The organism is Streptomyces inhibens (genome assembly GCF_003389455.1).
In the GTDB taxonomy this organism is placed as follows: domain Bacteria; phylum Actinomycetota; class Actinomycetes; order Streptomycetales; family Streptomycetaceae; genus Streptomyces; species Streptomyces inhibens.
This window is the reverse complement of record NZ_QUAC01000483.1, coordinates 1-21,405: the sequence shown is the minus strand read 5'-3', so window position 1 is coordinate 21,405 and position 21,405 is coordinate 1. Positions and strand designations below refer to the sequence as shown.

Annotated in this window: 15 protein-coding genes and 2 pseudogenes; 10 read left to right on the top strand and 7 right to left on the bottom strand. The window is 70.5% G+C overall.

All coding sequences use genetic code 11. The features are described from left to right. Window positions 1-261: 261 nt before the first annotated feature. Both DY245_RS42735 and DY245_RS42730 read left to right on the top strand, forming a co-directional pair. Window positions 262-933 carry a condensation domain-containing protein gene (locus tag DY245_RS42735; RefSeq protein ID WP_128512512.1) on the top strand — a complete coding sequence of 224 codons (672 nt, stop codon included), beginning with the start codon at window positions 262-264 and terminating at the stop codon, window positions 931-933. Window positions 934-1,319: 386 nt separating this feature from the next. Further along, a complete protein-coding gene (locus DY245_RS42730; protein WP_220378004.1) occupies window positions 1,320-2,153 on the top strand; it encodes a ParB/RepB/Spo0J family partition protein in 834 nt (277 codons plus the stop codon). A 53-nt stretch (window positions 2,154-2,206) separates the two neighbouring features. Here the strand turns inward: DY245_RS42730 and DY245_RS42725 are convergent. Together DY245_RS42725 and DY245_RS42720 are read right to left on the bottom strand one after the other, a co-directional pair. Further along, a pseudogene (locus tag DY245_RS42725) lies at window positions 2,207-2,362 on the bottom strand (transposase); the annotation flags it as partial. A gap of 320 nt (window positions 2,363-2,682) precedes the next feature. Continuing rightward, window positions 2,683-3,297, bottom strand: coding sequence for a reverse transcriptase domain-containing protein (locus DY245_RS42720; RefSeq protein WP_244943621.1), 615 nt, complete (start codon window positions 3,295-3,297; stop codon window positions 2,683-2,685). Window positions 3,298-4,401: 1,104 nt separating this feature from the next. On the opposite strand from DY245_RS42720, the gene DY245_RS42715 reads away from it, so the two are divergent. The 6 genes from DY245_RS42715 to DY245_RS42690 all read left to right on the top strand — a co-directional run bounded on the left by DY245_RS42715 (window position 4,402) and on the right by DY245_RS42690 (window position 12,230). Continuing rightward, window positions 4,402-5,685: an ATP-grasp domain-containing protein gene (locus DY245_RS42715; RefSeq protein ID WP_181924102.1), complete on the top strand. Its 1,284-nt coding sequence runs from the start codon at window positions 4,402-4,404 to the stop codon at window positions 5,683-5,685. Next, on the top strand, window positions 5,678-6,931 hold the full coding sequence (locus DY245_RS42710) for an MFS transporter (RefSeq protein WP_128512509.1): 1,254 nt from the start codon (window positions 5,678-5,680) through the stop codon (window positions 6,929-6,931). The genes DY245_RS42715 and DY245_RS42710 overlap by 8 nt, the downstream gene beginning before the upstream one ends. Window position 6,932: 1 nt before the next feature. Continuing rightward, window positions 6,933-8,024: an N-acetyltransferase DgcN family protein gene (locus DY245_RS42705; RefSeq protein ID WP_128512508.1), complete on the top strand. Its 1,092-nt coding sequence runs from the start codon at window positions 6,933-6,935 to the stop codon at window positions 8,022-8,024. Between the two features lie 511 nt (window positions 8,025-8,535). Beyond that, entirely contained in the window at window positions 8,536-9,633 is a 1,098-nt protein-coding gene (locus DY245_RS42700) for a fatty acid desaturase family protein (protein ID WP_220378003.1), read from the top strand. Between the two features lie 30 nt (window positions 9,634-9,663). After that, window positions 9,664-10,800 carry an aminotransferase class V-fold PLP-dependent enzyme gene (locus DY245_RS42695; RefSeq protein ID WP_128512506.1) on the top strand — a complete coding sequence of 379 codons (1,137 nt, stop codon included), beginning with the start codon at window positions 9,664-9,666 and terminating at the stop codon, window positions 10,798-10,800. A gap of 119 nt (window positions 10,801-10,919) precedes the next feature. Further along, a complete protein-coding gene (locus DY245_RS42690) occupies window positions 10,920-12,230 on the top strand; it encodes an alanine racemase (protein ID WP_128512505.1) in 1,311 nt (436 codons plus the stop codon). A 550-nt stretch (window positions 12,231-12,780) separates the two neighbouring features. On the opposite strand, the gene DY245_RS47360 is transcribed toward DY245_RS42690, so the two are convergent. From DY245_RS47360 to DY245_RS42670, 5 genes and pseudogenes are all read right to left on the bottom strand, one after another. Then, window positions 12,781-13,236 carry a sterol carrier protein domain-containing protein gene (locus DY245_RS47360; RefSeq protein ID WP_244943620.1) on the bottom strand — a complete coding sequence of 152 codons (456 nt, stop codon included), beginning with the start codon at window positions 13,234-13,236 and terminating at the stop codon, window positions 12,781-12,783. A 137-nt stretch (window positions 13,237-13,373) separates the two neighbouring features. Beyond that, window positions 13,374-14,213: pseudogene (locus DY245_RS47355) on the bottom strand (GNAT family N-acetyltransferase); the annotation flags it as partial. 35 nt (window positions 14,214-14,248) lie between these two features. Continuing rightward, complete coding sequence (locus DY245_RS42680) at window positions 14,249-15,316, bottom strand: AMP-binding protein (RefSeq protein WP_128512503.1); 1,068 nt, start codon at window positions 15,314-15,316, stop codon at window positions 14,249-14,251. 150 nt (window positions 15,317-15,466) lie between these two features. Beyond that, on the bottom strand, window positions 15,467-16,225 hold the full coding sequence (locus tag DY245_RS42675) for a thioesterase II family protein (protein WP_128512502.1): 759 nt from the start codon (window positions 16,223-16,225) through the stop codon (window positions 15,467-15,469). After that, window positions 16,222-18,174 carry a non-ribosomal peptide synthetase gene (locus DY245_RS42670; RefSeq protein WP_128512501.1) on the bottom strand — a complete coding sequence of 651 codons (1,953 nt, stop codon included), beginning with the start codon at window positions 18,172-18,174 and terminating at the stop codon, window positions 16,222-16,224. The genes DY245_RS42675 and DY245_RS42670 overlap by 4 nt, the downstream gene beginning before the upstream one ends. 250 nt (window positions 18,175-18,424) lie before the next feature. Here DY245_RS42670 and DY245_RS42665 point away from each other — a divergent pair, with 250 nt between their 5' ends. Further along, window positions 18,425-19,324, top strand: a complete 900-nt coding sequence (locus tag DY245_RS42665) for a TauD/TfdA dioxygenase family protein (RefSeq protein WP_128512500.1) — start codon at window positions 18,425-18,427, stop codon at window positions 19,322-19,324. Further along, the gene (locus DY245_RS42660; protein ID WP_244943616.1) at window positions 19,317-21,362 is read left to right on the top strand and encodes a prolyl oligopeptidase family serine peptidase; all 2,046 of its coding nucleotides are present in this window, start codon (window positions 19,317-19,319) and stop codon (window positions 21,360-21,362) included. The genes DY245_RS42665 and DY245_RS42660 overlap by 8 nt, the downstream gene beginning before the upstream one ends. Window positions 21,363-21,405 lie beyond the last annotated feature (43 nt).

Sequence of the window (21,405 nt, the reverse complement as noted above, 5' to 3'; positions counted from 1 at the left end):
ACGTCCCCTACGTCGGCAAGCGCTGGGTCCATCAGGTCGCCCAGTACGACCGGACCAGGGGCATCTCCTACTGGACCAAGAACTACCTCACCAGCACGGAGACCCTGCCGCCCGAGGCACTCACCCGCGCCTACGAGTACTACGACCCGATCTACACCCTGCCCGAAGAGGGGCAGGCATGGTGGCGTAGGCACGCTGCCCGCCGAACGGTGGCATGGGACCGCAACCAGCGGACGCACCCGATTCGGCTGAGCAGCCGAAGTGCCAAGTCGACGGCTGTCCCTACCCTTTGGGCACGAGCGGCTGGCCCTGACGCGGGGCTGGCATCACGTAAGGGGAAGGGGATCGCCATGCACGAGCCGACGCCCGTGTCTGCCGCCCAGCGCCGTCTGTGGCTCGTGGACCGGAGCATCACCCGAGTGCAACGTGACGCATGCTCTGCGACTGAGCAGCTCGCTCGACCTCAGGGCCCTGCAGGCGGCACTGGATCTGACCTTCGCCCGCCATGCTGCACTGCGCTCACGGTTCGGTGCGGACCGCGACGGCTCCCCCGTGCGCTGGACCGTGGACGACAGCCACGTACGCATCACCGTACGGCCGATGCGCGGCGCCGATGAGAATGATATCGAGGGGGCGATCGGTGACTTTGCCTGGACGCCGATGAACCTCGATACCGGGCCGCTGGTGCGCGCGCTGTTGCTGCGCAACGCCGACGAGGAGCATGTGTGCGCGCTCAGCGTGCACCACACGGTTTTCGACGACTGGTCGACGGACATCCTGCTGGCTGACCTCGCCACGGCCTACGGGGCGAGCGCTGCCGGCGAGGACCGGCCGCCGCCCTGCCACCGGCCCCCTGGAGCCGGTGTACGAGGACGGGAACGGCGATCCCAAGGCCAGGGAACGCCTGCTGTCCTACTGGCGCAATTGGCTTGACGGTGCGGTCACCCTGGAAGTTCCGACAGACCGTGCCAGGACGGCGCAGCGATCGCGTGCGGGCAACGTCGTTCGCTTCGAGGCCTGGCTGGAGCGGCCGCTTGTGGAAGACCGAACCTGGCCTTGCGGCCGATACCCAGGCTTCTCGGGCTGAATGACCCGACGCAAGCTCGTTCACATCCTAGGGAGGGTGCACGATGACGGAATGCGTATCCACGAAGCCTTCACGCGCGAGTAAGTCATTAGATCCGCATATTGAAAGTGTATCCGTTGCTTCGCTGATTGCGGCAGACTCGCCACGGCTGGCTGGGGAAAATGTAGAGCACGCTAACATGCTTGCTCAGTCCGAGACTAAATTTCCTCCAATCATCGTGCATCGCTCGTCGATGACGATCATCGACGGAATTCATCGACTGCGTGCCGCGATGTTACAGGGTCAGGATGAAGTCGACGTCAAGTATTTCGATGGAAGCGAGAAGGACGCATTTGTACTTGCTGTTGAGTCCAATGTGCAACATGGCTTGCCGCTGACCCTGTCCGACCGCACCGCCGCAGCAGGACGTATCGTCAAGTCGTACCCGGAGTGGTCTGATCGCGCGATCGCCGCAGCGACCGGGCTGGCGGCCAAGACCGTCGCTGCGATTCGTCGGCGGCCAGCAACTGGAGAAGTTTCCCAGTTGCACATGCGGATTGGGCGGGATGGCAAGGCCCGCCCGGTCAACAGCGCGGAGGGGCGCAGGCTGGCGAGTACTCTGCTCGCGGAGAACCCCGACGCCTCATTGCGGGAGGTCGCTCAGGCTGCCGGTGTATCGCCCGGCACGGTGCGTGATGTGCGCCAGCGCCTTCGGCGCAACGAGGATCCGGTCCCTCCCCGCCAGCGTAGGGCCGAGCTCAACGCCGCGCAGAAGGCTCGCGCCGCGAAGGGTGGTAGCACCGCTGCCATCGGGGGCCTGGACCAGAAGAGGGCGACACAAGCGCTCATGCGAGATCCACAGCTGCGCATGTCCGAGGAGGGGCGGCTCCTGTTACGCCTGTTTGCCACAAGCATCGTCAACAAACGGCAGCAGCAGCGACTTATCGAGTGGATTCCCCGTCGTTGGCGGTCCATCATTACAGAACTTTCCTACTCCCGCTCGCGTGACTGGTACCAGTTCGCCAAACAACTGGAGGCGTGTGAAGAGAGAGCCGACGACGAGCAAGTCCTGGAAGCGGTTGGCTAAGGGCTGTCCTGTAAACGATCTCTGACGTGTGCTTCAGGCTGCTTTCTGCCTGGTCACCCCGTGAGAGTGAGGTTGTGCAGGCGGGCGATACCAAGCATGGCGTGGTGTACACCGTCGCCTTTCAGGCGGCAGTCGCGAAGGATCTTCCAGCTCTTCCTCCGGGCGAAGGCGTGCTCGACGCGGGCTCGGACCTTGCGGTGGGAGGTGTTGTTAGGTCGGCCCGGGGCGCCCTGCCGGCGTTGCCGCTGGTGGGTTTCCCCGGACCGCCTTCCGAACCCGGCGTGCCCGTCTCCAGGCACCGGGCTCTCCACAAGTCCCATCTCAACAACCTCCGATCTCATCCGGTGACCGTCCACGGCGTCGGAATGCTGTATCCCCTGAACCTGTAGCGAGTCGTGGTGACCTCACCGGCTTGGAACAGCCGTCCTCTCTCCGTAACGGGCCGCCGTCCGCCGTTGCAGTAGACCCGACGGAACCCACTGAGCCGCATTCCTTTGTGCTTGCGGCACGCCCAGATGAAGACTCTCGTCTACGTGAAGTGGCCGAGATACTGGAACGTCGCCTTGGACACGCCGGGGCGGAAGTAGGCACACCATCCCCGCAACACTGAGTTGAGCTGGTGCAGTAGAACGGTGAGGGGCAAGTTCTTACTCTTCCGGCAAATCTTCTTCACCTTTGCCTTGACGGCGTCGAGCGCCTTCCTGGCGGGATAGGTGTAGACGTACCGCTTATCTGTGCCCCGCTTGATATGACGCTGGATGCGCCACCCGAGGAAGTCGAAACCATCGTCGATGTGCGTGATGAGTGTCTTCTCCGCCGACAAGGTCAAGCCCATCGGTGCGAGAACCGAGGCCACTTCGGCGCGTACGGCCTCCGCCTGTTCGCGGTTGCCTGAGACAAGCACCAAGAAGTCGTCCGCGTACCGAATGAGCCGGTAGTTGGCCAACCCGTGGCGCCTGCGCTTCGCACGCTCTCTCTGATCTGACTTCGGACCACCGGCCATCCCGGCGACATGCTCATCCAGGACCGACAGGGCGACGTTCGCCAGTAGCGGCGACAGAATGCCTCCTTGCGGGGTGCCGGTGTAGGTCTCCTGCGTCTGGCCATCCTGGCTGAGGATGCCCGACTTGAGGAATGCCTTCACCAGGCTCAATACACGCCTGTCCTTGTCGGCTATGGTCTGTTCTCCTGGGCATGTGGTGGTGGTCGCGGGAGGTTCACCGGGCCAAACGTTCCCTGCTGGAGCCGACATCCTGTCAGCCAGCGAAATCCCCCGTCGCCTTTCCCCTCGCGGAGCCACGGCCACCCGCGGGTTCGTCACACACCAGCGTTCAGATTCCGCGGACCCGCTGGTTTCCGGATCGCCCCTGTGCCAGACCCCGGGATACGTGCGGACCGCTCAGCAGTTACGGGACAGCCCTTAACTCGCTACTTGCCCAAGACAAGCCACAGCATAGCCGGAGACCTGCACAAGCCTCGTATGCAAGGAGCTGTTCACGTGCATGAGCGCTGGGTGTTGGAGCACACTGCACTCGCGGGTGTTCCTGGCAGTCATGCGCGGTGCGCAGGGGCAGAACGGTGGTCTACTGGACGCGAGGAACCTCGGGTGGAGGTGGCCGTGGCCGGCCGCGCGGAGCGACGGTTGGCCGGATAGCGGCTGATGCACAGCCCCAAGCGCAGAATGCGCTGGTGCGCACCGATGAGCACGCCAGCGAGCTGCACGAGTGGCTGTGCTGAGGGCGCCACCTTGGTCTGGCACAGGACGAGGGCACGGTGGTGACCGTCGCTGCGGTTGTGATCGGCGGTGGCATCACAGCGGATTCGGCGCCGCACCTGCCGGAAGGGCCGTCGCTGACGGAGGCTGGCTGCGGCTGCCCTGCAAGGTCGCGTGTGGGCTCGCTCGCCTCAGGGGCGCCAGCGAGCGCATCGACTTGATATGCGGATGCCGTCGAGGCGCGGTCCGAACGCCGATAGCTTTTCACCGAGTTGCCGACGCGGAACGGCGAGGACCCGGGTCGCCCGTGGAAGTCGTCTGCAGTCGCTCGGCGTGTCCTGAGTGCCGTGGCTGGGTGTGGCGCCAGCACTCGCTTCCGTCCGCCCCTTTCGGTTGTGCGGGCTCCTGTTACGAAAGCCCAACGAAGAAAATCCGACGTGGTCCTACATCACCCCCACCGCGCCTCGCTCTGGGTTGTCAATCTTACGTCCAATGCATTGCCAAGCTGGGCAAGTTACTGTCATAGTTCTTGCCATGAAGCCTCGTGTACTGGTCCTTGGCGACCAGCAGTCCATGGTTGACGCGGCAGTCAAGCTGGGCGCCGAGGTGTGGTGGGCGCAGCATTCCGAGCGTGTCCGGCCCGGCGAGGCCGCCGCTACGGCCGTGACACTGCTGGCTGACTACACCGAGCCGGCTTTCGTCGATCTTGTCGCGCATCTGCACCTGCTCCGGCCGTTCGACGCGGTGGTGAGCATCCAGGAGCACGCCCTGCTGTCCCTCGCTGCGCTCAACGAGCGGCTGGGGCTGAGCGGGCCCGGTCGGGAGACGGTCCGCATCGTCACTGACAAGTGGGCCATGCGCACGAGACTCGCCGAGCGGGGCCTGAGTCCCGTGGCTGCCGCGCTGGGGCGGACGGCGGACGACCTGCGCGCGTTCGGTGCCGAGCGGGGTTTCCCGTTCATGGCCAAGCCGGTGGCGGCGACGGGCAGCTTTGGCGTGGTCCGGGTCGAGCCGGACGAGGTTGAGGCGGTCGTTAAGCGGTTCGCCGGCACCGGGGCGAGTGCGTTCCTGATGGAGGAGTACTTGGACGGGCCCGAGATCAGCGTCGAGAGCTTCACCTTCGCCGGCCGGCACGTCGTGCTCGCGCTCACCGACAAGCTGATCGGCCAAGGGTTCGTCGAGGGCGGGCACACCGTGCCCGCCACCTTGGACGAGGCCGTCGTCGCGGAGGTGGTCGAGCTGGTCGGGACCTTCCTTGACGCCGTCGGTCTGACCGACGGGCCCTCCCACGTCGAGGTGAAGCTGACCAGCGACGGTCCGCGGGTCGTCGAAGGACACTGCCGGCGCGGCGGCGACCGCATCAACGAACTGGTGCGTCTCGCCTACGGCGTGGACATGGAAGAGCTGACCGTGGCATGGGCGCTGGGGCAGGCCGAACCCCTGGCCGGGCCCCCGCCGGCCCTGCGCGCGTCGGCGATCAAGTTCGCTGACGCCCCCTGTGGCGAACTGGTCGCGGTGACCGGGGAGGAGCAGGTCCTCGCCGACCCGGATGTGACGGAGGTTCGCGTGCTGTACGAGGCTGGTCAGCACATCGGCCCGGTGCGCTGGTCGGGCGATCGCGCCGGGTACGTGATCGCCACCGGGAGCACCCCGGAGGAAGCGGCGGCCAGGGCCGCGGCAGGCGCGGCACGGCTGGAGTTCGGCGTGAAGCCGGCCGGGCCGTCGTCCGTGCGGCCGGAGGACCGGAATCTCAGCCGCGAGAACGACCTGTCCCGGCACGTCGGCTATCAGCGGACGGACGGCACCGCCGATGACTGAACTGATCGAACAGCACAGCGTGGGGCCCCGGTTGAGCGAGACGGCGCTGCGGCGGACTATCGGCATCAACTATCTGTGCTGCCAGTTCGGCAAGTTCTCCCTTTTGCCGGTGCTGGTCGTCATGCTGACGCATGGCGGCAAGGGCAACGCGTCAGCCGCCGGGTTCGGCATGTTCGCCTTCCTGCTGTGCGTCGGCCTGTCCTCGTTACCGATCAGCCGCTGGTTGCCGAGACTGCCATACTCCGTGACGATGGCCGCGGGCATGGTGTGCTCGGCCGCCGGGTTCGGCGCTCTGGCGTACACGACCCACCCGGTGCCCACCCTGCTCGCGCTGTGCCTGGCCGGATTCGGCAACAGCGTCCACGGTGTGCTCGTACGCGTGCTGGTCGCGGAGAGCCTCGCTGCCGAGCCGGCCCGCAACATCGTCTACGCGATCATGCAGATTGCCACCAACATCGCCGCGGCCCTCGGCCCGTTCATCGCCGGCGCGCTCTACGTCTCCGGCGACGGCCGGCCGCTGCTCGGTTTCGTCTCCGTCGCCTACCTGGCCGCAGCCGCGACACTCCTCCTCGGCCTGCCGGGCAGGCTGCGGCCGCCGAGCACAATCCGGTGCACCGACGGAGCCCGCGCACGGATCCGTGCCCTGCGCCATCCGGAGTGCGTGCGCGCCATCACGTTCACGGTGGTCGGAGCCTTCGTCTACGGGCAGTTCTACTCCGCGTTCGCGCTGTTTGTCAGCCTGGCGATCGACTCACCGGTGCTCCGCGCGGTGCTGCTCGGCGGCCCCCCGGTCGCCATCGTGCTGTTCCAGTCCGGGGCGACGGCCCTGGCCAACCGCGGCCTGCGGGCCGGTGTGGCGCCGAACACCCTGCTCGCCCTCGGGGTGATCGTCTTCGGCGGCGCGATCGCACTGCTGGGTATCGGCCTGCCCGCCGTCGTCGGGGCGACGGTAGCCATGGCGGTGTTCGCGTTCGCCGAGATGCTCTACACCCCGATGGTCAGCATCGCATTCAACCGCCTCACCAACGTTTCTCCCCTCACCTCATCCAACCTCCAGGGTGTCTCGCTGACCACGGGCGAGGCCCTCGGATCGCTGTTCGGCGGAGCCGTCTTCCTGGCTTGCTACCACCACGGCGGGGGCGACTGGTACTGGCTGGCGCTCGGCACGGCCACCGTCGCCGGCGTCTGCCTCCGCCTGGCGAAGGCTCACACCACCATCACTGTACGTCCAGACGAAGGGCACTGAAATGGACCACCTGAAGCGCATCGTCATCCTCGCCGACGACGAGATTACGCCGAGCCCGGCCAAGACCCTGACTGGCATTCTGCGGTACCGGTCCGACCGGGTGGTCGCGGTGGTCGACAACCACAACGCTGGCCGGGACACCGGGGAGGCCGTCGGCGGCGGCCTCGGCGCTGGGATCCCGATCGTGGCGGACATCGCGGCCGCCATGGCCTTCGAGCCGGACTCGGTCCTGCTGGGAACCGAGCCCACCGGCGGCATTCTGCCGCCCAGTTGGCGGCCGCTGATCCTGGAGGTGATCGGCAGGGGCCTCGACGTGATCAACGGCCTGCACACCATGCTGGGCGAGGACGAGGAGTTCAGCGCCGCGGCCGAGCGCAGCGGGGCCCGGATCTGGGACGTCCGCCGGGAGCCGAAGGAGCGCTACACCGTCGAGCTCCGCGAGGACGGCAAGCCGGTCTTCGAGATCAGGAAGCACCGCCCCGGCTCGCGCACGGTGCTCGCGGTCGGCACCGACTGCGGCATCGGCAAAATGACCACGATGCTGGAGATCGAGAGGGAGGCGCTACACCGTGGTTTGGCGCCCGCGTTCGTGGCGACCGGGCAGATCGGCACCATGATCACCGGTAGGGGCGTGTCGATCGACGCGATCATGGTCGACTACGTCGCCAAGATCATCGAGGACGAGGTGTGCGCCGCCGTCGAGGAGAGCGACCTCGTCCTGGTCGAGGGCCAGGGTGCGCTGAACCACCCGCGGGGCTCCGGCGGGCCGTTGTTTCTGATGCACGGCAGCCGCGCGGACTCCCTGATCATGTGCCACGACCTCAGCCGGCCCACCATCAAGCTCCTGCCGGACCACCCGCTGCCGTCGCTGGAGCGGGCGATCGAGATGCACGCGGAGGGAGCGAGCTGGCTGTGGCCGAAGGGCCGCTGCCCGATCGTGGGCATCTCGCTGATCACCGCGGGGCTGCCGGACGACCGGGCACGCGAGGAGATCGCCGCGATCGAGGCGGCCACCGGCCTGCCGGCCACGGATGTGGTCCGCTACGGAGCCGCGCCGCTGCTGGACGCGATCCTCGCCGGCCCGACCGCCTGAACCGTCGAAGCCGTCGGGGAAGCGTCCCGGCCTGACCCACCGGGGTATCAGCGTCCAGCGGAACCACGACCTCGATGACGACCGGCCGTGGCGTTCGGCCTCCGCAACGGCAGCTGCCTCCCGGCCACCCCATTCCCGCGTCCCGATTCCCGGTCACCTGATTCCCGCGCCGAGGGGGGATCGCTGCCGCGATCCGTCGGCGTTCGCGATCCCGCGCGATGTGATACCCCCCTCGGGCGCGCAACACTACGCCGGCCGGCACCGCCCCGGCCCCCCGCACAAGCGCTGCACACCCGCACCGAGTACGTCGGCCAAGCCGGCCGGCACGCGTCGCCAGCATCGGCGAGGGCGGCATGCGGGACAACCTGACGACCTTCCCGGTCCGGGATCTGTCTGCGTTCACAGCGCCCGCGCAACCGCCAGTTCGATCCATCACGCCGCGAGCTGTCGCACGCCCACTCTGCCTCGGTCCGCGCCGTGCCGCCTTCCCTGCACCTGGAGAAGAAACATGATGACAACCGTACGGAACGACTTCCGCACCCTCGACTTCAGCAGGCTCGACCGCAGCGTACGCAAGGAGCTCAGAGAGCTGTGCACGCTGGACAATCACCACGCTCCGCTGGCGCTGCTGGGTGATTACCTGCTCCTCGCCGCCTCGGTCTGGTTGTGCGTGGGCGTCTCCTACTGGTTCTATCCCGTCTCGGTGGTCCTCATCGGGTCCACGCAGCGGGCCTTCGTGAACCTGCTGCACGAGTCCTCGCACAAGGTGCTCGCCCGCAACGGCCGGCTCAACCTCCTACTGGGCACGGTGTTCTCCGGCTATCTCGTGCTGCACATGTACAACCCGTACCGGAACTCCCACATAGGCTTCCACCACCGGTTCCTCGGAGACCCAGAGAAGGACCCCGACTACAACTTCCACGTCGGTATCGGCATCTACGACCACACGCAGTCCGACCGCAGGTTCTTCCTCCGCAACATTGCGTGCGCCGTCCTCGGTCTGCGGGCCGCTGCGTACGTGACGTACGTCGTACGCGACCGCATCCTCTTCAAGGCCGACGACGTCGCGGTGTCCATGCCGGTCCGCCAGCGCACCGAGCGTGTGCTGCTGCTGGTGCAGTGGATCCTGATCGGATCCGTGTGCGCCTGGCAGGGTTGGCTGCTGGAGCTGCTGCTCTTCTGGTTCGTCCCGCTGTTCACCACCGCCATCGCCATCGGCTGGCTGTCGGAGCTGGCGGAGCACTACCCGCTGCCGGAGAGCGAGTCCCGGCAGATCCTGATGACGCGCAACCGGCACGGCTGGGCGATCGAGCGGTTCCTGCTTGGCCGCCACCACGACAACTACCACCTGGTGCACCACCTCAACACCGGTGTGCCGTTCTGGCACATGAAGCGCGCCCACCACGTCCTGCTCCAGGACAGCGCCTACGCCCGCTGGGACGGCCTGTGGGCGGGCATCCTGACCCGGCCCCGTGGGCGGTGGGAGCAGGAGACCCTGCTCAGCTACGCCGCCAAGTACCGCCAGTGGCGCCGCGCCGGAGGGGCTCCGCAGCAGCTCGGCGAGGACGGTTCCTTCGCCGAGGTCGCCGCCCTGGGCCGGACCTCCTGACCCGCACACCTGGAACGGAGGAGGAGCGCCATGCCCATACACCTCAACACCGCGGGCGCCGGACTCATGCCGGCCGCCGTGGTGGACGCTATGACCGGCTGCCTGCGCCGAGAAGCGCTGGACGGCGCGTACGAGACGGAGACACGGTACGCGGACACGCTCGAGAAGGGCGTCTACGAAAACCTCGCCAGCGTGCTCGACGCGCCCGTCGAAGACCTGGCGCTGTTCGACAGCGCCACGCGCGGGTGGACATCGGCCGTGACGACCCTGTCCGTGACGTCACGGGACCGGATCTGGATCACCCCGTATGAGTACGCGGGCAGCCTCATCCTGTGGACCGAGCTGCGCCGGCGCACCGGGGTGCGGATCGAGGTCGTGCCTCTGCTGCCCTGCGGCGACCTGGATCTGGACTGGATGCGGAGCAACATCCGGGAGGACGTGACCGTCGTCTCCGTCCCGCACGTGCCCTCGGGGTGTGGCATCGTCAACCCCGTCGAGGAGATCGGACAGCTCCTCGCACCCTGGCCGTGCCTGTATCTCGTTGACGCCTGCCAGTCGGTGGGCCAGCTCCCCGTCTCGGTACGGGACATCGGCTGCGACCTGCTGACGGGTGCGGGCCGCAAGTTCCTGTGCGGGCCGCGCGGCACCGGCTTCGCCTACATCGGGCCGCGCCTGCGCGCCACGGCTCGGCCGCCCTTCCACGATCTGCACGTAGCCGACATGACCTCCAACGACACCTACGAGGTGCACACCGGCAGCGCACGGCGATTCGAGTACGCCGAGCGGGCCACGGCCGCGGTCATGGGACTCGACGCGGCCCTGCGGCACCACCTCCGCCATCCACCGGCCGTCTGCGGGCCCTTCGGGGAGACGATGCGCGACTTCGTGCGCGCGGCCGTCGGGGAACTGCCGAGCACCCGGCTCATCGACCCCGGCACCCGTCACGCGTCCATCGTCACCTTCGTCTGCGACCGCGTCCCGGCGAGGCGACTGCGGGACGAACTCTCCGCTCGCGGGGTCGCTGTGTGGGTGGCGCAGGGGAGCCACACGCCCCTGTTCATGCGACAGGAGGGGGTCGAGCACGCCGTGCGCGTGTCGCCCCATTACTACAACGGCGCCGAGGACATCGACGTGTTCGCCCGGGAACTGCGGGCGATCATCGGCTGAGTCCACACCTTACTGGCGCCCCACGGTGCGCGGCCGCGCCGGGCAATGGCGTGCTGCGCACCTCCACTTGACGATTCTCTTTTCACGTTCGGCCCGAGGACTCGGGCGAGGCAGGAGGCATGGTGACCACACCGCACGAGGGGATCGACCGGGGCGCGTTGCGCGCCCTCGGCGACGAGCGCATCGACTGGCGCTTCAAGGGGCTGCCGGTCTCGGCGGAGGCCAGCACCGTGGCGGAGCTGGCGGCCCGGCGGCCGAACGTCTTCGACGACGGCTTCGTGGGGCCCGTGCTCACGATCGACGCCGACGCCCTGGAGCACAACACCACCACCATGGCCAAATGGTGCGCTGAACGCGGCGTCCAGCTCGCGCCGCACGGCAAGACCACCATGGCACCGCAGCTGTGGGCCCGGCAACTCGACGCCGGAGCCTGGGGCATCACCGCGGCCAACACCGCGCAGCTGCGGGTCTACCGCGCCTTCGGCGTGGCGAACGTGCTCTTCGCCAACGAACTCGCCGACGCCCCCTCCCTGCACTGGATCAGCACCGACCTGGACCGCGACCCCGGCTACCGGTTCAGCTGCTTCGCCGACTCGCCCGAAGTCGTCCAGCGCATGCACGACGCGCTCACCGCGCTGCGGCCCGCGCCGACGCGGCCCATCGACGTCCTGGTCGAGATCGGCCGTACGGGCGGCCGGGCCGGCGCCCGCACCGTGGCGGACGCCCTCGCGACGGCCCGCGCGGTGGCGAAAAGCCCGGTCCTGCGCCTAGTCGGGGTCGGGGGATACGAAGGCGTCCTGGTCAACGACCCCTCGCCGTACAGCCTCGAAGTGATCGACTCCTTCCTGCGCCGGATGCGCGAGGTAACGGAACTCATCCATCAGGATGGTCTGTTCGAGACCGACACGGTCATCGTGACGGCCGGCGGCAGCTGCTTCTTCGACCAGGTGGCCGACGTGCTCACCGCGCCGTGGCCGGCCGGGTTGACCGTGCTGCCGGTCCTGCGCAGCGGCTGCTACATCGTCCACGACGACGGGTTCTACCGCTGGATGTCGCCGTTCTCGCGGGAGACGGCCGGAGAGAGCTCACTGCGCCCCGCGCTGCGCGCCTGGGGCCGGGTGACCTCGCGGCCGGAACCGGGCCTCGCCCTGGTCACGGCCGGTAAGCGCGATCTGTCCTTCGATGCTTGGCAGCCCGAGCCGCAGCTGGTCCGCCGGGACGACGGATCGACCCACCCGCTGCACGACTGTGTGATCAAGGAGATCAACGACCAGCACGCCTTCATCCGCCTGGCGCCCGGCAACGACATCCGCGTCGGCGACTGGGCGGGCATCGGCCTCGCCTACCCGTGCACGGCCTTCGACAAATGGCAGCTGATACCGGTGACCCGCGGCGAGACCGTGATCGATTTCGTACGGACGTTCTTCTGACGTGCGGCAGCGGAAGGGGGGCGACGGATGACGCCGGCCGGACAGCGAAGCGTGAACGCGACCGGGCTTCTGTACTCCCTACACACGGCCGTCGCCCTTCCGGCGAGCCGGCTCCTGGCAGGCCCAATGCCCGGCGGCTACGCCTTCGGGGCGGTGCTCGCCGCGGCGCTCGCGGCCGCGGCGACGCTCGGTGCGTGCCTTGCGCGACGCGTCCGCGCTCGCACGCGCTCCGCCCTGGCACTCTGTCTCGGCGCGGTCGCCGAGGCCGGACTGGCCGTCGGCCCTTTGCTGCCGCAGCTGGCGGTGGCGGTACTCATGTGCCTGGTCGGATGTGCCACGGCGATCAGGCCACGTGCGACACCGGCGGGCACGGTCCTGGTCTGGAGCGCCGGGTCGCCGCTCGGTGTGCTCGTCTCCCTCCTCGTCGGCCCGGGCGTGCCCTTCGCGACGCTCGCCGCCCTGGACGCGGCAGCGCTGACGCTACTCGTGGCGGGACCGTTCATGCCGCGCCTGCCCGGTGCGGCGAGGTCGGCCGCCGTCCGGCGGCAGCTCAGCCGCCCCGCGTCCCAGGAACCGTGGCCTGCCGGTCGTCGCCGCTGGGTCCACGAGCGGACACCCCTGACCGGCGGCCTTCCGGCGGCGTGGAGACACGGTGCGTACGTGCGGACAGCGGCGGGGTGGCACGACGCCGAGCAGTGTCCGTACGTACGCACACGTCCGGCTGCCTCCCCCCGAGCTCAGAACTCCGCTGAGTACCACGGCTCCTGGCTGCCCCGGAAGGCGAGTGAGCGGCGGGCCAGTGTGCCCGGGACCAGCTCGGTGAGCCGGCCAGGGCGAGTGCTTCCAGCGTCGTGCCCCCAGGTACGCGGCGCCGAGCTCGGCCGCCGTCATCCTGAGCTGCGCGGCGGTCCGTCGTGCGCTCGCAGGAGACGTGCTCGCCGTCGGCGGACAGCCGGTAACGCCCGGTGTGCCACGGGCAGAACGCGTCCTCGGCCTCGAGGACCACATCCAGGGGTGCCGCGTAGCGGCGCGCCGCGAGCGCCCGGCCGACGTCGACCAGACGCACCCACAGGCCGTCGGAGACCGTGGTGCGCAGGCCCGCATGTCGGCCAGCAGGTGCAGCAGCGGCTCGCCCGGCGCGCCGCAGTGGCGGATCCACGGGTGGACGTCGATGTCGATCAGGTAGCGCCACAGGGCTGCGTACGCCGGCCGGGTCGTGGTCCCCACCTCGCCGACTTCCACCGCGCTGTCCGGATTCTCGTGGCCGCCGCCGTTGAGCCGGTAGAGGCGTAGCCGCTCACCTCGCCGCCGGGCTCGGTGTGCACGGCGAAGCGCAGGCCGTCGCCCCGTGGCGCGCGTGCTCCTCGTCGTACAGCCGGTCGTCCCAGAAGGGGCCCGGCCGGTCGATGCGGCCCACGGCCAGGGTGCGGGCGGTGTCGTAGAGCTTCTCCAGGACCGGCCGGGCCGTTGGAGGGGGGGCACCAGCCGGATGGTGCCCCGTCCGAGGTCCATACTGGGGCGGAAGCCCATCGCCCGGGTGCCGCCCAGGTAGTCGGCCTGGTACGAGGCGACGCCGTAGCCGAAGCGCTCGTAGATCGCCGCCTCGGAGGCGTTGAGGACGGCGATCGGCTCGCGCCCCGCCGCGTAGACATCGGTCAGCTGCCGGCGCATGAGCGAGGTGAGGATGCCGCGCCGGCGGTGGGTCGGCGCCACGCCCACCCAGACCACGCGAGCGGTCGGAACGACCGCGCCGGGCACGGTGAGGGCCCGGGTGTACAGCGCGGCGCCGCCGACCGGGACGCCGCCGTCGAACGCGCCGAGGGTGCGGTCGAGTTCGCTCGTGCCGCGTTCCACGGCGAGCTGGGACGCCGTCCGGTCCTCGCCGTAGCTGTTGGCGACGGCCAGCGCCCACGCCTCGAACTCGTCGGGACGGATCGGGCGCAGTGGACAGGGAGGGGCGGGTTCAGGCGGGACGGAGGACATGCAGGACGTGCTCCTTCGGGTTCAGCGCCGGGATGCTACCGCGTGGGCACGGTGTTCGTCTGCGGGCCGGCGAGCGGCAGGGCGAGCCTGCGGACGACGGCGTCCGGACGGCCGAAGCGGCCGCGCGCGTCCGGGCCGACGGCGGCCAACGGCCCCGGCCCGGCGTACCGATCGTGTCGGGGAAAGGCGGGCGGATTGACGTCGACGAGCGCCACTGCACCGCCCAGCACGGCCTCATGACGCTCCGCCAGGGATGGCGGCAGCGGTCCTCCGGTCAGCGTCACGGTATCCAGCGTGCGCAGCCGCTGCACGCCCGACTCCGCCGAGGCCTCCAGCACCTCGCCGAACAGGGCGGGCGTGCACAGCAGCTGGGTGACCCGGTGCCGCTCCACGAGCCCCGCCACGGCCTCGCGGTCACGCGTTTCCTCCTCGCCGGCGAGGATCAGGCGTCCCCCGGCGGTCAGCGTGGCCCACAGTCCGGCCACGGCGAAGTCGCGGGTGAGTGGCGCGGCCAGGAGCAGGACCGGCGTGCCCGGACACAGCGCGCGCCGCACCGCCGTCGCGGCGGACAGCTGGGCATGCGTGAGGCCTACGCCGCCCGGCCGGGCCACGCAGGCGGGATCGTCCGGTGCGCTCCGATGGATCACGGGTTCCCGGCGGTTCCCCGCCGCATCTCCCGTTTCCGGCAGGGTGCCGTGGCGTTCCACGGCCAGCGTGGGAAGTTGTGACAGGCCCAGCCGGGCGAGGCGGCGCGCGCCGCTGCGTCGCAGCACGGCGCAGCGCAAGGCCGCAGGGGACAAGGCGAGCGGCGCGCACGGGTCGAGGGGAACGTAGGCGCAGCCCGCGCGCAGGACGCCCAGCATCGCGGCCACTAGGGCGGGCGACGGTTCGACGAGCACGCCCACGCGGTCGCCTCGGCCCACCCCTGCCGCAGCGAGTCGGCGGGCGATCTGCCCCGCCCACAGGTCGAGTTCGCGGTAGGTGACCGCGTCGGTTCCGGTGCGCACGGCGGTACGGGCCGGAAGCTCCCGGCTGACGGCGGCCACCACGTCGTGCACGGGCGGATGGGTTCGGACGACGTCGACATGGTCCGGTTTGGGCATCGGGACTCCTCCGACTGCTCCACGGTTGGTTGCGCGCCGTGCGCCACCGGAAGTGGCCGGAGACGCACGGCCGGGCACTGACTCGTACGGCGCGTCCGTCGGGCACGTACGGTGGCCGGTACGCGGCCACGCACGCGCCCGACGGACACGTCACCTCACGGCGGCGGGCGCCGTCAGGGCCTCCCGGAGCAGGGCGTAGGGAGGCTCGGACACCAGATAGAAGTGATCGCCCGACACCCCGTGTTCCTGCAGGCCGCCCCGCGTCAGCTCCGCCCATGGCCGCAGGTCGGCGTCCTCGTCGATGTCCCCCGTGATCGTCGTCACCGGGCACTGCGCGGAGAGGCCGGGCCGGGGGACGTACGAGTGGAACATCTGCCCGTCGGCCCGCACATAAGGCAGGACCAGCTCCTGGAACTCCGGGTCGGCGGCCAGTTCGGGGTCGGTTCCGCCGAGCGTGAGCAGCCGTTCGACCACGGCCGCGTCGTCCTCGTCGTCCGCGTTCTGCCAGTCCTCGGCTGGCGGGTACGGGGCGTTGCGGGAGCCCGATGCGAACAGGCGGACCGGCTGGACGCCCCGGGCCTCCAGCGCCGTGGCGGTCTCCAGGGCGATGGGTGCGCCCATGCTGTGCCCAAACAGGGCCACGGGCCGGTCGGCCAGCTGCGCGACCGCGTCGGCGACGCCGTGGGCGAGTTGCCGCAGGTCGGTCGACGGCGGCTCGTCGATGCGCTGGCCCCGTCCCGGGTAGCACACCGCGTGCACCTCTATCCCGGGCAGGTCCGTGCCCCAGCTGCGGAAGAACGCCGCGGAACCCCCGGCGTGCGGGAAGCAGACGAGGCGGATCCGCGCATCGGGATCGGGGGCCGTGCACTGCAGCCAGCGGGCGGGGTGCGTGCTGACAACGCCGCTCATGACGCCTCCTGCTGGTCCGCGGCCCGGCGGCCCGCCCGCAGCGCCCGGGCCCTGCGAGCCGCAGCCTGGCGCGCCCGCGTGTCCTGACCGTTGTCCGCCGCCTGTCCCGCGCCGTCGCGGAGCATCGCGGCCTGCGCCGCCACCGTGGTGTGCTGGAACAGGGCGACCACGGGCGGCCGTTGCCCGGTGTGCCGCTCCAAAGCCTCCCGCAGCTGGTATATCGCGAGCGAATGGCCGCCGACGTCGAAGAAGTTGACATCGACGGGCACGTGCGCGGTCTTGAGCACCTCGGCCCAGGCCGCGGACACCTGCGCGGTGAGATCGCTTGCGGCCGGCTGGGCCGGGCCGACCGGCACCGCCGAGGACGGCTGCGCGTCGGCGCGCTCGCGCAGCGCCGCTCGGTCGGTCTTGCCGTTGACCGTGCGCGGGAACCGGTCGAGCACCACGATCCGCGCGGGCACCATGGCGGCGGGCAGCCGTGCGGCTAGCTGCTCCCTGAGGGATGCGGCGTCCACCGGAGCCGGGGCGAGGACGAAGCCCACCAGGGCGCTGCCAGTGCCGTGCACGACGACGGCCGCTTCGCGCACGCCCGGCAGCTCGCACAGCTGCGCCTCGACGGCGCCCAGCTCCACACGGTGGCCGCGGATCTTGACCTGGTGGTCACGGCGGCCGAGGAACACCAGCGTGCCGTCCGGCTCCTGGCGTACGAGGTCACCCGTGCGGTACATGCGCGCCTCGGGCGACTCGGCGAACGGATCCCGGAGAAACGCCTTCGCGGTCGCCTCCGGCCTGCCGTGGTACCCGCGCGTCACACCCGCACCGCCGATGTAGAGCTCGCCCTCGCAGCCCGGCGACACGGGGCACAGCGCGTCGTCCAGGACGTACAGCCGGGCTCCCGGCACCGCGCGGCCGATCGAGACCGGCCCCGGGGCGTCGAAGCGGTGGTAACTCGCCCACACGGTCGCCTCGGTGGGCCCGTACTCGTTGACCAGTGCGGTCGGGCCGGTGCGCTGGGCGAAGTGCCGGGTGACCAGTTCGGGCGGAAGCGGCTCGCCCGCCACGATCACGGTGTCCAGGGAGCGCAACCGGTCGCTGCCCAGCCGCCGGGCGGCGTCGAGCAGCACGCTGTACAGGGAGGGCACGCACAGCAGGTGGGTGACCTCGTGCCGCTCGACCAGCTCGACCAGGCGCTCGGGGTCCCGCACCTCGTCGGCGGAGGCCACGATCAGGCATCCACCAGCGGTGAGGGTTCCCCACAGTCCTGCGACTGAGGAGTCGAAGGCGAGCAGGGAGACGAGGAGGAAGACCGGCTCGCCGGGGTAGACCATGCGGCGGGCCGCGGTGGAGGCGGCGAGCCGGCCGTGGTCGACGACGACTCCCTTCGGCTCCCCGGTGCTGCCCGAGGTGTAGATGAGGTACGCGGGGTCGCTCTCGCTCACGGCTGCGGCGGGCGGCCCTGGGGCACTCCCGGCCTCGTCACCGGGGCTGTCCGCCCGTATCACCGGCACTCCCGTGCAGGCCAGGCGTTTCCCGCCCGTGCCGGTGACTACGACGGCGCTCACCTGGGCGTCCGCCAGGATGCCGGTGATGCGCCGGTCCGGATGCGAGGGGGCCACGGGCACGTAGGCGGCGCCGCAGCGCAGGATGCCGAGGACCGCGGCGATCATGGCGGTGGACGGCTCGGCGAGCACCCCGACGCGCGCGCCGTGCCCGACGCCCTCGGCGATGAGGCGGGCGGCTATCCGCTCGGCCCAGGCGTCGAGTTCGCCGTAGCCGATGCTGTCCGTTCCGCTCCGTACGGCCGTGCGCGCCGGGGTGCCCCGCGCGAAGCGGCGCACCAGTTCGTGGACCGGGGACAGTGGTCCGGCGGGCAGTGGTTCGCCGTGTCCGGGCGGTCGGGGGGCGGCGGGCGATATGGCCGGCGCCTCGTACTGCTTCAGCGATGCCATCAGGACTCCTTTGCTGGTGCTGCTGACCGGTGACTCGTGGACGCGGCGGTCCGCGCGAAGCGGCGGTGAGGCGGGGCGTCCTCGTACGCCCCCGTGGGCTGCGGATCCCCGGCCCGACAGACGTGTCCCGCCGCCTCGTGGAGCTGCACGGCAATCGATATTGCCAGCCTAGTCACAAAAATGGCAATCTCTTGCCAAGTCTGGATGTGCGACATCCCGGTCCAGGAAACTCCACGGAAAGGCAACAGCCATGACGGAGACTCTGCTTCCGCAGACCGGCGTGACCGTCACGCCGCTCGCCACGAACATCGGTGCCGAGATCGGCGGCGTGGACGCGAGCGGCCCGCTCGACGACGCGACCGTCGCGCAGATCCGTGCCGCGCTCCTCACGCACAAGGTGATCTTCCTTCGCGACCAGGACCTCGCCTACGACGCCCAGGCCGCCTTCGCCGGGCGCTTCGGCAAGCTGCCCCTCGGGCACCCGATCTACAGCGCCCCCGAAGGCCGACCGAACCTGCGCGAGATGGACTCCAAGCAGGGCACCCGCGCCAGCCACTGGCACACCGATCTCACCTTCATCGAACGCCCGCCGGCCTTCGCGTTCCTGCACAGCAATGTGATCCCGCCGGTCGGCGGGGACACCGTCTTCTGGGCCAACGCCGCGAGTGCGTACCAGAGGATGCCGCCCGAGCTGCGCGACTTCGCCGACCGGCTGCGGATCGTGCACAGCAACGACTGCGACTTCACCGACGACACCGTCATCGAACGCGGCCACTACATCGCCACCCCTTACGAGGCGGAGCACCCCGCGGTCCGCGTGCACACGGAGACCGGTGAACGGTCGCTGCTGCTCGGCGGCTTCGCCCGCCGGGTCGTGGGCTACGGCCCCGAGGCGTCCCGCGACATCATCCGGCTGCTGCAGAGATACCTGACCCGGCCCGAGCAGACCTTCCGCTGGCAGTGGCGGGTCGGCGACATCGCCATCTGGGACAACCAGGCCACGGCGCACTACGCGATCTACGACTACGGCAACAAGTACCGTCACGGCGAGCGCCTCACCGTCGTCGCCCCCGTACCGGTCGGCGTCGACGGCCGCCCCAGCGAGGCGCTGCGCGGCGACACCACGGCGTACGGAACCAGCCGTGACTGACCGCGGGCTGTCCGGGCCGACGCTGCGGCCCGGACAGGAGACACCGCGCGCACCGTACGGCAGCTGGGCCTCCCCGGTCACCGCGGCCGCCGCGGCGGCGGGCGAGGCGCGGACCGAATGGGTTGCCTTCGTCGGCGACGAGGTGTGGTGGACCGAGCTGAGGCCCGCCGAGGGCGGCCGCAGCGCACTCGTCCGCCGCACCCCGGACGGCACGGTCGGCGAGGTGCTCGGCCCCGACTGGGACGTGCGCACCCGCGTCATCGAGTACGGCGGCCGACCCTGGCTCCCGCTCGGCGACGACCCGGCGGCGGGCTGCGTCTTCACCCACTGGGCCGACCAGCGGGTGTACCGGATGCGGCCCGGCAGCACGCCGGAGCCGATCAGTCCGGAGCCCGCCGTGCCCCAGGGCGCCCGCTACTGCGACGTCACGCGGGTCGGCGACGAGGTGTGGTGCCTGCGCGAGGCGGCCACCGGCAGCCACCAGGCCGACGTGCGCCGCGAGTTGGTGGCGCTGCCGCTCGACGGCACGGCCGGACGGGACCCGGCGGCGGTGCGGGTGCTCGCGGCGAGCCACCACTTCATGTCCGGCCCCAAGGTGTCGCCGGACGGCACCCGGGTGTGCTGGCTCGGCTGGGACCACCCGGCCATGCCATGGGACGGCACGGTCGTGATGTGCGCACCGATCGGCCCGGACGGCGCGCTCGGCACGGCCCAAGTGGTGGCGGGCGGGCCCGGCGCCTCCGTGAGCCAGGTCGAATGGGACCCGGACCGGCCGGACGTTCTGTACCTGCTCAGCGACCAGGACGGCTGGTGGAATCTCCACGAGCTCACCCCCGGCGGCATGAGCCGGGCCCTGTGCCCGCGTGCCGAGGAGTTCGGCGAGGCGCTGTGGCGCATCGGGGCGCAGTGGTTCTTCCCCGTCGGCGGCGGGCGCCTGTTCGTGGCCCACGGCACCGCCGGACGCAGGCTCGCGGTGCTGGAGGCGGACGGTACGCTGCGGGACCTCAACGGCGCAGAGCAGTACACCGAGTGGGCGGTGCTCGCCACCGACGGCCGCAGACTCGTGGCGACCGCCGCGGGTCCGCGCCACCCGCGCACCCTGCTCCTGATCGACCCGGAAGGGGACGAGCCGGTGTCCGGGGCCGAGGTCCTGCGCGCGCCCTACACGGCGTACGCGGACTACCTCCCGCCGGGCTACTACGCCGTCTTCCACGGCGAGGACGGCGAGGAGGTACACGCCTACGTGTACCCGCCCCACCACTCCGGCCACACGGCACCGGAGGGGGAGCTCCCGCCCTTCCTGGTGCAGGCCCACGGCGGCCCCACCACCCGCAGCCAGCTGGTAGCCGATCTGTCCGTCGCCTTCTTCACCAGCCGCGGCATCGGCGTCGTCGACGTGCAGTACGGCGGCTCCACCGGCTTCGGCCGGCGCTACCGCGACCGGCTGCGCGGTCAGTGGGGCGTGGTCGACGTACGCGACTGCGCGACCGCCGCCCGCGGGCTGGTCGCCCAGGGCCTGGCCGACCCGCAGCGCCTCGGTATCCGCGGCGGCAGCGCGGGCGGCTGGACGGCGGCGGCATCCCTCGTCACCGAGCCGGAGCTGTACTGCGTCGCCGGCATCTACTACCCGCTCCTGGACCCGGAGGGGTGGAGCGAACGCGGCACGCACGACTTCGAGTCCCGCTACCTGGACAGCCTGGTCGGCCCCTGGCCGGAGGCCGCGGCACGGTACGCCGAGGTGTCCCCGCTGCGCGGGGCCGACCGCGTCCGCGCGCCGTTCGTGCTTCTGCAGGGCCTCGACGACCCGATCTGTCTGCCGTCCCAGGCGGAGGCCTTCCTGGAGCGGCTGAAGGACAGCGGGGTGCCGCATGCGTATCTCACGTTCCCGGGCGAGCAGCACGGCTTCCGCCGGGCGGAGACGGTTGTCGCCTGCCTGCACGCCGAACTCTCCGCCTACGCACAGAGCTTCGGCTTCGAGGCGCCGGGTGTGCCCCGGACCGAGCTGACGGCCGGCCTCCGGACCGAGCAGGCAGCATAAGTCTCAGCCGAACGGCCGCCGCCCCCGGACGATGTCCGGGGGC